This is a genomic window from Gluconacetobacter brunescens (assembly GCF_048695475.1).
GTDB lineage: Bacteria > Pseudomonadota > Alphaproteobacteria > Acetobacterales > Acetobacteraceae > Gluconacetobacter.
In genome coordinates this window covers 1,838,828-1,852,468 of sequence record NZ_JBLHEN010000001.1, presented here as the reverse complement: position 1 = coordinate 1,852,468, position 13,641 = coordinate 1,838,828, and the positions used below count along the sequence as shown (strand labels likewise).

General features: G+C 64.7%; 11 protein-coding genes and 1 pseudogene. 7 read left to right on the top strand and 5 right to left on the bottom strand.

Annotated elements, in window-relative coordinates; translation table 11 throughout:
* The first annotated feature begins 48 nt into the window (after positions 1-48).
* From ACMAUO_RS08245 to ACMAUO_RS08235, 3 genes and pseudogenes are all read left to right on the top strand, one after another.
* Positions 49-1,542, top strand: coding sequence for a sugar ABC transporter ATP-binding protein (locus ACMAUO_RS08245; protein WP_420356433.1), 1,494 nt, complete (start codon positions 49-51; stop codon positions 1,540-1,542).
* Between the two features lie 77 nt (positions 1,543-1,619).
* A complete protein-coding gene (locus ACMAUO_RS08240; RefSeq protein WP_420356432.1) occupies positions 1,620-2,552 on the top strand; it encodes an ABC transporter permease in 933 nt (310 codons plus the stop codon).
* 67 nt (positions 2,553-2,619) lie between these two features.
* A pseudogene (locus ACMAUO_RS08235) lies at positions 2,620-2,778 on the top strand (IS481 family transposase); the annotation flags it as partial.
* 57 nt (positions 2,779-2,835) lie between these two features.
* On the opposite strand, the gene dapB reads toward ACMAUO_RS08235, so the two are convergent.
* The 5 genes from dapB to ACMAUO_RS08210 are packed head-to-tail and all read right to left on the bottom strand — an operon-like array spanning position 2,836 to position 7,403.
* Positions 2,836-3,606 carry a 4-hydroxy-tetrahydrodipicolinate reductase gene (gene dapB, locus ACMAUO_RS08230; RefSeq protein ID WP_420356431.1) on the bottom strand — a complete coding sequence of 257 codons (771 nt, stop codon included), beginning with the start codon at positions 3,604-3,606 and terminating at the stop codon, positions 2,836-2,838.
* Between the two features lie 49 nt (positions 3,607-3,655).
* On the bottom strand, positions 3,656-4,813 hold the full coding sequence (locus ACMAUO_RS08225) for an NAD(P)/FAD-dependent oxidoreductase (protein ID WP_420356430.1): 1,158 nt from the start codon (positions 4,811-4,813) through the stop codon (positions 3,656-3,658).
* 38 nt (positions 4,814-4,851) lie between these two features.
* Entirely contained in the window at positions 4,852-5,427 is a 576-nt protein-coding gene (locus ACMAUO_RS08220; RefSeq protein ID WP_420356429.1) for a peroxidase-related enzyme, read from the bottom strand.
* Between the two features lie 3 nt (positions 5,428-5,430).
* Complete coding sequence (locus ACMAUO_RS08215) at positions 5,431-5,910, bottom strand: hypothetical protein (protein WP_420356428.1); 480 nt, start codon at positions 5,908-5,910, stop codon at positions 5,431-5,433.
* A gap of 20 nt (positions 5,911-5,930) precedes the next feature.
* A complete protein-coding gene (locus ACMAUO_RS08210; protein WP_420356427.1) occupies positions 5,931-7,403 on the bottom strand; it encodes an FAD-dependent oxidoreductase in 1,473 nt (490 codons plus the stop codon).
* A 480-nt stretch (positions 7,404-7,883) separates the two neighbouring features.
* Here ACMAUO_RS08210 and ACMAUO_RS08205 point away from each other — a divergent pair, with 480 nt between their 5' ends.
* Genes ACMAUO_RS08205 through ACMAUO_RS08190 form a run of 4 tightly spaced genes read left to right on the top strand, consistent with a single transcriptional unit; the run spans position 7,884 to position 13,563 of the window.
* Complete coding sequence (locus ACMAUO_RS08205; protein ID WP_420356426.1) at positions 7,884-10,406, top strand: TonB-dependent receptor plug domain-containing protein; 2,523 nt, start codon at positions 7,884-7,886, stop codon at positions 10,404-10,406.
* 42 nt (positions 10,407-10,448) lie between these two features.
* A complete protein-coding gene (locus ACMAUO_RS08200; RefSeq protein ID WP_420356425.1) occupies positions 10,449-11,825 on the top strand; it encodes an LLM class flavin-dependent oxidoreductase in 1,377 nt (458 codons plus the stop codon).
* On the top strand, positions 11,822-12,403 hold the full coding sequence (locus ACMAUO_RS08195; protein ID WP_420356424.1) for a hypothetical protein: 582 nt from the start codon (positions 11,822-11,824) through the stop codon (positions 12,401-12,403). Before ACMAUO_RS08200 ends, ACMAUO_RS08195 begins: the two co-directional genes overlap by 4 nt.
* On the top strand, positions 12,400-13,563 hold the full coding sequence (locus ACMAUO_RS08190) for an NAD(P)/FAD-dependent oxidoreductase (protein WP_420356423.1): 1,164 nt from the start codon (positions 12,400-12,402) through the stop codon (positions 13,561-13,563). Before ACMAUO_RS08195 ends, ACMAUO_RS08190 begins: the two co-directional genes overlap by 4 nt.
* The last annotated feature ends 78 nt before the right edge of the window (positions 13,564-13,641 follow it).

The following is a 13,641-nucleotide window of genomic DNA, read 5'->3' as shown; positions in this document are numbered from 1 at the left end:
ATGCCGGAGGTCGGTCACCAGTCGTCTTCCACGGAAAGCCTGCTGAGCTTGAGGGGCATTTCCAAGCAGTTCGATGGGATCAAGGTTCTGTCGGATGTTAGCCTTGATGTCCGTGCGGGAGAAATTCACGCGCTGATCGGTGCCAACGGGGCCGGGAAATCCACGGTGGGCAAGATCGTCGCCGGGTATTACCGCCGTGACGCGGGCGAGATCCTTCTTGCCGGCCGGGCCGTCGGATTATGGACGCCGCACCGCGCTCTCAACAGCGGTGTTGCGATGATCCATCAGGAGATACAGTTGGTACCGGGGCTTTCGGTGGCCGATAACGTGTTCCTGGGGCAGGAGGAACGCCGTGGCTTCTTCGTGCCGAAGGGCAACAGGGAACGTTATCAACAATTGGAATCCGAACTCGCATTCGGTATTCGCGGAGATGCGATTGCGGGAACGCTGCCGCTTTACCGGCAGCAGCAGGTGGAAATCATGCGTGCGCTGGCGCGGCGTGCCGACGTCATTGTCATGGATGAACCGACGGCGATACTGGGGCCGCATGAGGCGGAGCGCCTGCATGATGTCATGCGTGCATTGCGGGCGAAGGGGCGGGCGATCATCTATGTTACGCATTTTCTCGATCATGTGCTGGCGCATTGCGATCGCGCGACGATCATGCGCGATGGGCAGGTTGTCGAAACCTGCGTGTTGAGCGGCCGGCGGCGGTCCGATCTGGTGGAAACCATGCTGGGGAGGTCCGTTACGCAGACTTACCCGGACAAGCGCACTCCGGCCCCGCAGGGGCCGACGATATTGCGTGCGCGGGGACTGACGGCCGGCTCCGCCGTCAGAGATGTGTCGCTGGACGTGCGAAAAGGCGAAATCGTCGGGCTTCTTGGTCTGGTCGGCAGTGGGCGGACCGAAATCCTCCGGGCACTGGCTGGGGTGGATCGGCGCGACGGAGGGGATGTGATATTTGACGGCCAGGCCCTGCCGTCCGGAGACCGACATCGCGCGCGGCAGAGCGGGTTGGTCCTTCTTCCCGAAGATCGGCGCAGGCAAGGGATTTTTCCAGAGGCAAGCGTGTGTGCGAATATGACCCTGCCCTATCTGAGCCGGTTCAGTCGTTTCGGCTTTGTCAGGCGGGGCGCGGAGCGGGCGGCTGTCGGGAAGCGAATCAGGCAGTTCGCCATCGTGCCGTCGAACATGAATCTGAAAATACGTGGGCAGTCTGGTGGCAATCAGCAAAAAGTCCTGATGGCCCGATGGCTTCTGGATGATCCCGGGTTGATCATGCTCGACGAACCGACGCGGGGGGTAGATATCGGCGCCAGGCAGCGCATTTATGATGTGATTGTGGACATGGCAGCGCGCGGGATGGCTGTTCTGCTGGTGTCCTCTGATTTCGAGGAGGTCCTGGGGCTGGCCCATCGGGCCTATCTTATACAGGACGGCCGTACGATCGGCGAAGTCGCGCCGGACCGGGTTGTCGCGGACGATATCACGCGCATGCTTTTTTCCGGCGACACCAGAACGGGGCAGGATCTGCCATGATGGCGCATTCAGCGGATTCCCTTCGGCGAGGCCTTTCAGAGCGGCTGGGATCGCTCTCCCGGCATGATGTTTCAGACATGCTGCGTTCGGGGGCCGTGCTTATTCTCATCCTGCTGACGGCAGCCGTCCTGGCCATTGGCAGCCCGCATTTTCTTGACCTGTTGAATCTGTTTAATATTCTCAACCAGAATGCGCCGCTCCTGATCGTGGCATCCGCTCTGACCCTGGTCGTGATCGGTGGTGGCTTCGACCTGTCGACTGGGGCGATCTTTGCGTTGTCGGCTGTCGTCTCGGCCAAGTGCGCGCACGATCCGTTCTTTATCCGCTGGTTCGGCGCGTCGGCCTGTTTCCTGGTTGGGCCGATGATCGGGCTGGGGCTGGGGGTGATCAATGGGGTCGTCATCACGACGCTGCGTGTCCACTCCTTTCTGGCCACTCTGGCGACCGCCCTTATCTTCCGTGGCGTGGCCCAGCAGATCGCCGGTGGGAATTCTCTGACGCTGTTCGACCTCATGCCGGCGATCGAATGGCCGATACGGCCGCGTATCGGCCTGATCACGATTGCCTTCATGACCATGGCGGGATTCTGCGTGGCCATGGCGATCATTCTCAGTCGTACGATATTCGGGCGCCATGTCTTTGCGGTTGGTGGCAACGAAGATGCGGCGGTGCTCGCGGGAATCAGCCCCGCAAAAGTCAGGATCGGTGCCTTCGCGCTTGTCGGTCTGGCGGCAGGCCTTGCTGGTTCCATCGGGCTTTCGCGCGTTCTTGCCGCCAAGGCCAGCGACGGTGCGGGCCTGGAGTTCGATGCGATCGCGGCCGTCATTCTGGGTGGCAACAGTATCTATGGGGGTGCGGGCGCGGTCTGGCGGTCGTGGGCCGGGGTTATCCTGTTGGCCCTGGTCAATAATGGGTTCAATATCCTTCAGATCGATCCTTTTTATAAGGATATCGCGAAGGGCCTGATTATATTGTCCTCGGTAGCGATTGGCTTCCGCAAGCGCGTTTAGGTGTTTAGTCCCGGGGTTTGGTGGTGCATTATTTTCACATGAGTGGGAAGGATGCGCTATGGGCCAGGTCGCCATCGATCGGACCAGCAAGTTCGCCTATGTCGAGCCTCATCAGCAGGCGGGCAAAAGGGTTGCAGCGGAGTTCCTTCGACGCCTGATCGAGGCCGTTCCCTATAAAATCCATACGATACTGACCGACAACGGGATCCAGTTCACTTCCCTGGCGCGTCATGACAGGCGGTGGAGAATATGCGCCTGGGTTTTCGATCGGGCTTCATGGGCCTTATTGAAGGCCCAGCACGTCTTCCATGCTGTACAGCCCCGGTGCGCGGCCGCGCAGCCATAGCGCGGCGCGGACGGCGCCGGTGGCGTAGATGCGGCGGTCGAAGGAGCGGTGGGTCAGGGCTATCTGTTCGCTGGCGGACGTGAAGAGCAGCGTATGCTCCCCCACGATCTGGCCGCCGCGCAGGGAGGCGAAGCCGATCGCGTCGGCTTGGCGGGGGCCGGTATGGCCGGTGCGGCCGGATTCCATGTGGGTGGGCAGGTCGATGTTGCGCCCGTCGGCGACGGCCTGGCCGATGGCGAGCGCGGTGCCGGAGGGGGCATCGACCTTCTGCCGGTGGTGCATTTCCAGGATTTCGGCGTCGTAAACCGAAGAAGGCAGCACTTCGGCCATCTGACGCGCCAGCCGGGTGACGAGGGTGACGCCCGGCGAGTAATTCGCGGCCTGGACCACGGGGATGGTGCGGGCGGCCGTGATGACGGCGTCCTGGTCCGCGTCCGACAGGCCGGTGGTGCCCAGTATCCAGGCCACGCCGGCTTTGGCCAGGGTGGCGGCATGTGCCTGGACGGTGACGGCATGGGTAAAGTCGATCACCACGTCGCATCGTGGGGCCAGGTCATCGAGGGTGGCGAAAAGCGTGGCGTCGGTCTGCTGGTCGCGACTGGTGCCGCCGGCGAGGAGGGCGCCGGCGGCCGTGGCCTCCTCGCGCAGCAGGCGGCCCATGCGCCCGTTGATGCCGGCGATGCCGATGCGGATCGTCTCTGTCGTCATGTCATGCTCCGGCATGGGGAAGGGAGTGGCATCATCGGGGCGCCGAAGGTCAGGCGAACCGGGCGGGGCGGTAATCGGACAGCCAGTCGATGGGGACGCCGTTCAGCACTTCCATGGCGACGCATTGCCCCATGATCGGCGCCTGCGTCATGCCGCTATGCATGACGGCGACATAGACGTTGGGATCGCTGGACGAGGCGCCGACGATCGGGTGCCCGTCGACCGGCAGGACCCTGTGGCCGAGGGTCATGAATTCGAGCGGCAGGGGCGGCAGGTGGGGGAAGAAGGTCCGGACTTTCGCCAGGAATTTCTCGCCCGTGGCGGCGTCGGCCGGGGTGTCGCCGCTGTCGCCGAAATTGGAGCCGGTGACCAGGCGCCCGTCGGGATTCTGCTTGATGTCGCAGCCCGGGGGCATCACGACCTGTCCGAACAGGGGGCGCAGGGGCTCGGTATGGGCCAGGACGCCCCGTGATTCCTTGAGGGGGGTCTTCAGACCCGCCGTGGCCGCCATCGGCGGCGTATCGTTGCCCATGCAGAGGACCACGTGGTCGGCGCGGATCAGGCCCTTGCTGGTCTGCACGCCCGTGACGCGCCCGCCCGTGCGGTCGAGGGCCAGCACGTTCGTGCCCATGGCGAGGCGGGCGCCTTTTCTGGCCGCAGCAGTGACCAAGGCCTCGGCGGCGGCGACCGGGTCTACCGTGCCGTCGATATCGGATCTCCACGCGATGGCGCAGGGACCGGTCCGCACGCCCGGCAGCCGGGCCTCGACGTCCGACCTGGGGATCGCGCGGATGGGATAGCCCCAGCCTTCGAGCCGGCGGATGACGTCCTGGGTTTCGGCCACCGCGTTTTTCTCGTCGGTGTGCCAGGCGATGCCGCCGCCCCACTGGATGGCGAGATCCTGGCCGATCTCCTGCTGGAGGCGGCGCCAGCCCAGGATGCCGAGCATGTTCAATGTGTAATAGGAATAGGGCTTCTTGTTGAACGCATTGAGCCAGGCGAAGGATTTGGCCGTGGTTTCCTGCCCCGGGCCGGCACGGTTGACGATCGTGACGTCGGCGCCGTAGGCGGCAAGGTGATAGCCGACCGACGCGCCGATGATCCCCGCCCCGACGACGACCACGGATTTGCGGGGCGATGCGGCAAAGGCGGAGGGCGCGGCCGTGCTGGCGAGGCCCATCAGGACGTGGCGTCTTTTCAAAAGCATGGGATGGCTCCTGTTCTGTTCGGATGGATTCGCGGGGATCAGCGTTTGTCGGCTGCCGGGATGACGTGGCCGAGCGGGTGCATGAGCCGGTTGGCCCAGCCGAAGATCGCGACCGCGTGGATGAGGTCGATGATGTCGGTCTCGGACAGGCCCGCGTCGCGCAGGGCCCGGATGTGGGCGGGCGTGGCGGATGAGGGCGTGGTCGAGAGGGCGCGGGCGAACGACCAGATCGCCTGGCCGCGTTGGGAAAGCAGGTCCGGGCGATCACGCCACAGGGCGGTGACCGCGTCGTCGCTGCCGGTCAGGTCGGTGAGGCGGCGGGCGTGGACCATGGCGCAATAGGGGCAGCCATTCACCACCGATGCGCCGAGGGCGCCCAGTTCGCGGTCCGCGCGCGGCAGGCCGCCGGGTGCGTACATGATCGCGTTGAACAGGATCGTGCGGGCCAGGTAGCTTTCCGGATCGTGGGCGAGCGTGCGGACATAGGGCGAAACCCCGATGGATGACGGGGTGACCTGCATCGCCTCGCGCTGCTTCTGGTCGGCCTGCGCGACGTCGACCGGCTCGATATAGGGGGCCCAGTCCAGGGGCTTGACGCGGATTCTGCCGGGCATTGTTCAGTCTTTCAGCAGGCGCAGGCCGGCGGTCACGCGGCATTGGTAATTGACGAACGCGATCAGTTCGGACAGCGCGACGATCTGGGGATTGGACAGGCCGGCCCCGACCAGGGCTGCGATGTCCGCCCGCGAGGCGGCCTGGTTGTTGGTGGTCACCAGATCCGCCTGCCGGGCCATGGCGGAGAGAGGGGCGGGAAGGGTGGAGGCCCCGTCGGCCAGGGCGCGGATGTCCGCGTCGGCATCGGTGTCGGCGAGGGCCGCCCGGTAGGATGCGGCCAGTGCCGCGTCCGCATTGAGCGTTGCGATGCGGCAGGCCAGGGCGAGGCGCAGCGCCGGCCCGAGGCCGTGATCGTCCGCAGGGGCCAGCACGGCATGGCGGCAGGATTCCGAGCCGGTGACGAATGCGGCTCTTGCCCGGCGGTGGGCGAAGAGGGGGGCGTCTTCGGCGAGCCCGACCGCGGCATCTATGGCGTCCATCATGTCGGATGACTTTCCTGGTTTCAGAGCGCGGGCAATGGAGTGTCGGTCCATTCGTCGCCCATCAGTTCCGGGTCGCTGAAGGCCACGAGGCCTGCGTAGTGAAGGGCGCGGTCCTCCACGAAAAGGGATTCGGCGATGTGGCGGACCAGCCGTTCCGCGCCATCGCTGATGGCGGGGATGTCGCCGCTGACCTTTCCGTGCGACAGGGTCGCCGGGTAGCAGAAACAATGCACGAGCCGGAGTGACGGACAATCTCCTGGAATTTTCTCGAGAAATTCGAAGCCTTTTCCGAGGTCGGGCGAGTTGTCCAGTTCCGCGTAGCGTATGCCCGAGGGCATGTCCTGCGGGGCCGGTGTGAAGCGGTCTTTCCAGAGACGGATGTGGGGCGCGATGGCCGACAGTTCCGGTCGCTGCGACAGATCTGCGGAAAAGCCTGTTGCGGCAATGATATAATCCGTATCCAGACGACCGCGCGATGTTTCGATATGGACGCTGTCGCCCTGGAGGGTGACGGATTCGAGGCTGCATCCGAGATGGAAGAACGCATTGGGCCGGCGGGAGACCCGCAGGACGCTGGCGCGCGGCGGCGGTGTCTGCGCATCGAGCACGCAATCCATGAAGCGCCATTTCCAGCCGTCGGGCAGGGCCTGGAAGCCCAGCACGACGCCCATGCTGCCGATGCCGGTGAATTTGTTGACGCGCGGCATGGCCGGTCGCCTCAGCAGGATATCGACGCGGCGCGCGCCGGCCTCCAGCGCGGTCGCGGCATTGTCCATGGCCGAGGCGCCGGCGCCGATGACGGCGACATCCCGGCCCCGGAGGGCCGCGAAGTCGATCCTGTCGGCGGAATGGGCCCATGCATGATGGGGCAGGGCCGCGATGACCGGCGGTACATAAGGGCCGCCCAGCCCGTCGCGCCCGGTTGCCAGGACGAGGCGCCGGCACAGGATCGTCTCGGGCCGGCCGCCCGAGAGGACGCGCAGGGCCAGCAGGCCGTCTTCGCGGAAGGCGATGCCGTCCAGGGTGGTTTCGTTGCGGACCGTGATTTCGAGGATTTCACGAAGCCAGATCAGGTAATCCATCCAGAGTGCGGTTGGAATCTTGTCCAGTTCCTCCCATCTCTCCTGTCCGAAACGATGTTCGTACCAGGCCCGGAATGTCAGGCTGGCGAGGCCCATGCAGGGGCCGGAGAGGGATTTCGGCGAGCGCAGCGTTTCCATGCGCGCGTAGGTCGCCCAGGGACCTTCGTGACCGGCCGGGGCGCGGTCGAGGACGATATGGTTGTCGATGCCGCAACGGCGCAGCGAGGCGGAGACCGTCAGGCCCGCCATGCCCGCGCCGACGACCACGACGTCGATTACCCGTTGGCCGTCCATCTGGCGTGGCGGGACCCACGGGCGCGTCGGGATTTCGAGCCATTGCAGATCCTGCCTGACCCGTTCGTTCAGCCGCTCCAGTCCGCCGGGGATGTCTTCGAAGTCGGGGTGTGACATTTCGTATCCTCTTACGGGGACAGACCAATATCACATTATAACGGAATCGGAACGCCTGGCGGTAGGTCTCGAATCTTTCCAATGGGTAATCGTATGATGAATTTTTCTCCTTCGAAACAAAACGGGTCCGACACGATTATGCTGGAAAGTGGGAGAGGATCGGCGGGAGAATGCGTCGTGACGGACGGGCGGGCGCCGAATGGGCATGACGCCCGGAGAAGAGGGCGGGGGATCGTCAGTCGGGATCCGGGCCCGGCCGGGACCGGCGAAGCGGTTACGGGAATTCTTTTCATGGTACCCGTAGAAACAATATCGGATCGCTATCCATATATGTTTTGTTGCCCAATCGAACTGAGGTAGGCTTTGCCGTGTATCGGGTTTGGTTCCTTGCGAAATGAGGCAATGGTTCCCGTAGGGTGCGATCTGGTGGCTGGCGAATATCGCGTCGTACGGCGAAAGAGGCGAAAGAGACAGAGCAGAATGAAACGTCAGGCACTTTTCTCCACGGCTCTTGCCGTTGTACTTCCGGCGGTGATGGCGTCCGAAGGCCTTGCCGCGACAAGCACGGATACCAAGGCCGCGCATGCCGCGAAGAGCCGGGCCGCGGCGTCGGTGCGCAGCCGGCCGGCACTTGTCCCGCAGCCGGTGGCGGCCCCGGCACCGGTGCCCGCCCGCGTCGTCGCGCCCGTGACGGTGCCCGTGCGTGGTGGCGGGGGCGATGGGGACGAGCAGGTGATCGTGACCGGCACGCGCGATCCGCATGCGAGGGCGCGTGACAGTATCAGCCCCGTGGTCGTGATTTCGGCGGCGCAGCTCAAATCCACCGGGCAGGCCGACCTGCGCGATGCGCTGACCACGCTGATCCCGTCCCTGACCCGCCAGACCGTCGGCACCGGCACCGCCAACACCATCGATTCGATCAACATGCGCGGCCTGACATCGAACCAGACGCTGATCCTGGTCGATGGCAAGCGCCGGCATACGACATCGACCGTCTATTACGCGCCAGGTCCGCAGCAGGGAACCACGCCGGTCGATATCGACATGATCCCGGTTTCGGAAATCGACCATATCGAGGTTCTGGAAGACGGTGCCGCCGCGCAGTACGGGTCGGATGCCATCGCGGGCGTCATCAACGTCATTCTGTCGCACCGCAACCACGGTATCCAGATGTCGGCCAACAATGGCGGATATTACAAGGGAGATGGCTTTACCTCGAAGGACTATATCGGGGGCGCCTTCGAATTGCCCAATGGGGGCTTCTTCAACCTGGGTGCGGATTTCAAGTTCCAGGACCATGCCATTCGGGGGGGCTGGGACAAGCGCACGAACAAATACGACAACCCGATCATGAGCATGCCGCGCGCGATTCAGGTCGTGCTCGGCTACAACATGGAATACAATATCAACAAGGACCTGACGCTGTATTCCTTCTCGACCTTCGGCCACAAGGTTGCCGATGCGCTGCAGAATTTCCGGACCGGTGTGGACGTGGCGGGAGCGACCTTCCCGACGCTTTTCCCCAATGGCTATGTTCCGATCATCCAGACCGACGAGACCGATTACGGCGTGACGGTCGGCTTCAAGGGCAAGACGTTCCTGGGCTTCGATTTCGACTTCTCGACGACCTATGGCGGCAATCATAACGATGTGAATATCGCCAATACGGGCAGCCAGAGTTATCTGGAAACCTACGGCTATACGCCGACGGAGTTCCACCAGACCGCCTATACGGCCACGCAGTGGACGAACAATCTCGATTTCCGGCGGAGCTTCGATACGGGTGTGCTGGCGGGACCGCTCAACTTCTCGATCGGCGCCGAATATCGTTATGAAACCTACAAGATCGGTGCCGGCGATTACAACGCCTATTATATTTCGGGTGCCCAGGGGCAGCATGCGATTCCGCCGGGCCTGGCCAGCACGTCGAGCCGCGACGTGACGGCGGGGTATATCGATGTCGGGACGGAACTGCTCAAGGGGTGGAAGCTCGACCTGGCGGGCCGGTTCGAGCATTATACCGATGTCGGGGATACCGAGATCGGCAAGGTGTCGACCCGGTATGACGTGAACAAATATTTCGCCTTCCGTGGCACCGTCAGCAGCGGTTTCCGCGCGCCGACGCTGGCGGAACAGTTTTTCTCCAGCCTGACGGAATCGCCGACATCGGCCTCGGGCGTGCTCGGCGTGAATTCGCCGGGTGCGAAGCTGCTGGGGGCGCGGCCGCTGAAGCCGGAACGCTCGACCAGCTACAGTGCCGGCATCATCCTCAATCCCATCAAGAACATGCATGTCTCGCTGGATGCCTATCAGATCGATATCCGCGACCGCATCGTGATCGGCGGCGTTTATGGGGGTGCCATGGCGATACAGGCCATGAACCTGTCCGGCCTGTATTTCCCTTCCACTTCGGCGACCGCGACCGCGCAGTATGAGACGAACGGGGCATCGACCCGCACGCGCGGCCTGGATATCACGGCGACCTATCTGACCAACCTGGGCCGGTACGGCCGGATCAACTGGGATGCGGCGGTCAATTTCAACCAGACCAACATCACGCATGTCGGGGAGGACCTGAATGGGAACACGCTGCTGAATGCCCAGCAGCGGTCGTTCCTGACCTCCTACATGCCGCGCAACAAGCTGATCTTCGGTGGTCGCTGGACGTGGGGGAAGCTGGATTTCACGGTGCATGAAACCCGCTATGGCCGGACGACGTCGAACAATACCTATTGGAACGACGTGCCGAGTTCCATGATCAATTCGGTTTCGCAATTCCTGCGCTGGGTCCAGACGCCGCGTTTCCAGACCGATCTTGCGATCGGCTACCAGGTGACGCCGCGCCTGCATGCCACGGTGGGCGGGAACAATATCGGCAATGCCTATCCGCGCAAGCTGCCCTATCAGGTGCAGTATCTCGGCTCGGAAATCTACAATATGGATGTCCAGCAGATGGGACTGTTCGGTGGCTACTACTATATGCAACTGGACCTGACGCTCTGACGGGGCGAAGAATATCCTGAACGACCGGGAGATGTCGCGTTGGTGAATACGCCGAAGAAGACCATGTCGATCGGTCTTTCGATCCGGTATCTGGGGTATCACGCGGCCGGATGGCGACATCCGGCCGCTGACCCCGGGGGGAGTACGCGCTTTCGCCATTTCGCGACGGTGGCGCGTCTGGCGGAGGAAAGCTGTTTCGACATGCTTTTTCTCGCCGACGGGATTGGCGTGCGGGTGACCGATACGCCGCCCGGTGCCCTGGCCCAATCGTCGCAGGTGGCGGATTTCGAACCGCTGACGCTGCTGTCGGCACTGTCGGCGGTGACCGAGCGGATCGGGCTGGTGGCCACGGCCTCCACCACCTATAACGAGCCGTTCCATATCGCGCGGAAATATGCCTCGCTGGACCGGATCAGCGGTGGCCGCGCCGGGTGGAACATCGTGACCTCGTGGTCGGACGCGGAGGCGCGCAATTTCGGGCGTGACAGGCATCTGGATTATGACACCCGCTATGACCGGGCTCTGGAATTTGCCGAAGTGGTCAAGGGGTTGTGGGATTCGTGGAGCGCGGATGCGCTGGTCGGCGACAAGGAGGGGGCGCGGTTCCTCGATCCGGCCGGATTGCATGTCCTGAATCATGAAGGCCCGCATTTTCGCGTGCGCGGGCCGCTCGACGTGCCGCGCAGCCCGCAGGGGCGGCCCATCATGGTCCAGGCCGGGGCCAGCGATGCCGGGATCGAACTGGCCGGGCGCAATGCGGAGGTGATCTATGCCCTGCCGCGCTCGCTGGCGGAGGCGCGGGCCTATTCCGAGAAATTGCGCGTGGCGATGGAACGGCACGGCCGTCGCCGCGAGGATCTGCGGATATTGGCGGGCGTCACCCTCTTCGTCGGGCGGACCGAGGAGGAGGCGCGCGCGCGATATGACGCGATGCGGGCGCTGATCCCGCCGGAACTCGGCCTGTCCTATCTCTACGCGCAACTGGGCGACCTGTCGGGCTATCCTCTGGACGGGCCGGTGCCGGAGCCGAAGGACCCGATGGTCAAGAGTATCGCGCGGGCGCTGGTCGACCAGGCGCATCGCGAGAACATGACCATCCGCGACCTGTATTCCCTCATTGCCTCCGGGTTCGGCTCGCATGTGCTGATCGGCACGCCGGAGCGCATCGTGGACACGATGGAGGAATGGTTCTCCTGCGGGGCGGTGGACGGGTTCAATCTCTGTCCGGCGCTGCTGCCGCTCAGTCTGCAGGAGTTTACCGAGATGATCCTGCCGGAACTGCGCCGGCGTGGGCTGTTCCGCACCCATTACGAGGGCACGACCCTGAGAGAGCATCTGCGCCTGCCGCTGCCGGCCAGCCGCTATGGCGATCCGGTCGTGCCCACTGTTGTTCCCACCGTCGCGGAGCCGATGTCATGACATGCGTGATCGCGGGGGAACCTGAGGATATCGCGCCGTTCCGGGATCGTTTTCCCCAGGCGCGGTATCTGTCCGCCATGGAGCAGCCGGTCTGGCATGGCGAGCCGGAGCGGCTCTGGGTCCAGTCGGAAGGGCGGGTCGAGACCGTGCCTTTCGCGCGGCTGGTGCTGGTGGGCGAGCCCGTGTTGCTGTGTGCGGTGCTGGGCTGCCGGATGGGCGAGGCCGGACCAGTTACCGATGCGAACCATCAGACCAGCCGGCAGGGGATTTTCTTTCTGCCGGGGCGGCCGGACGAAGCGGCCGTGGAGCGGATCGCGACCGCGATGGCGCGGGATCTGCCGCCGGTGGAGCGGGAACCGGTCGGGCCGGTTGAGGCAGTGGCGCGTCTGGAGCCGCTGGCGGTGGCCATGGTGTTGGGGCAGCCGGAGACGCCGATGCGTGACCGGGAGTTGCTCGCGCAGGTCGCGCTGACCGGCCCGATCGCCTTCTGTGCGCCGGTGAAACTGGCCGCGCTGGCGGCGATCGGGGCGGAGCGGCCGGCCCCTTATCCGATCCAGATGGATCCGGAGGGCGCATGAGCCAGGATACGGACCTGATCGTCATCGGTGGCGGGCTTCAGGGGCTTTCGACCGCATTCTGGGCCGCGCGCGACGGGCTGCGGGTGACGGTGGTGGAGAAGAACGCGCCGGGGCGCCATGCTTCGGGATTTTCCGCCGGCGGGGTGCGGACGCTGGGACGGGCGCTGCCCGAGGTTCCGTTGGCCTTGGCGGCGCTGGACCTCTGGTACGATCTTCCGGCGCTGCTGGATGACGATGGTGGCTTCGTACCCTCGGCGCAGGTGCGTGTCGCGGAAAACGATGCCGACATGCGCAGTCTGCGGGAGCGGGTGGCGGTGACCGCCGCGCGCGGCTGGACCCATGAGGTTCTGCTGGACGAGGCGGAGGTGAAAGCGCTGCTTCCGGCCGTGGCGCCGCATGTCGTCGGCGGGCTGGTGTGCCGCAGGGACGGGTTCGCGGACCCGATGCGGACGACGAAGGCGTTCCTGCGGGCCGCCACCCGCGCCGGCGCCGTGGTGCGCGTCGGTGCGGGCGTTGCCGGGCTGGATCGCGTGCAGGGGGGATGGCGCGTGACGCTGGAGGATGGCAGCGGGCTGCGCGCGCCCCGGATCGTCAATGCGGCGGGCGCGTGGGGCGGGCGGATCGCCCGCATGGTGGGAGATGATTTCCCGCTTGGGTTCAACGCGCTGATGATGATGTTTACCGCGCCGCTGCCGCCCTTCATCACGCAGGTGGCGCTGGCGACGGGGCGCCCGCTGTCGTTCAAGCAGGTCGCATCGGGCCATGTCATGATCGGTGGCGGCCCCAAGGGGGTGGCGGATCTCGATACCGGGCTGACGACGCTGGATGTCACGCGGCTGGCGGCTTCGGCGCGCACGGCGCTGGAACTGTTCCCGGTCCTGAAGGATGTGGCCATTCTGCATGCCTGGGCGGGGATCGAAGCGATCATGCCGGACGAGATTCCGGTGATCGGGCGGTCGTCGCGGGCGGAGGGCGTGGTGCATCTGTGCGGCTTCTCCGGCCATGGGTTCGCGCTGTCGCCCCTGACCGGGCGGATCGCGGCCGATCTGGCGCTGGGCCGGGAGTCCGCTTATCCGATCGAGGCGTTTTCGCCCGATCGCTTCGTGCCGGGCGGGACCGCGGACCGGCCCTCCGGCACGCTGCTCCAGCCTGCGGGCTAGCGCATTTCCACCGAACGCAGGTTCGATGGAAATGCTCTAGTTTATTGTTTTTACGAGCATCTTTACCTGCTCGAACGC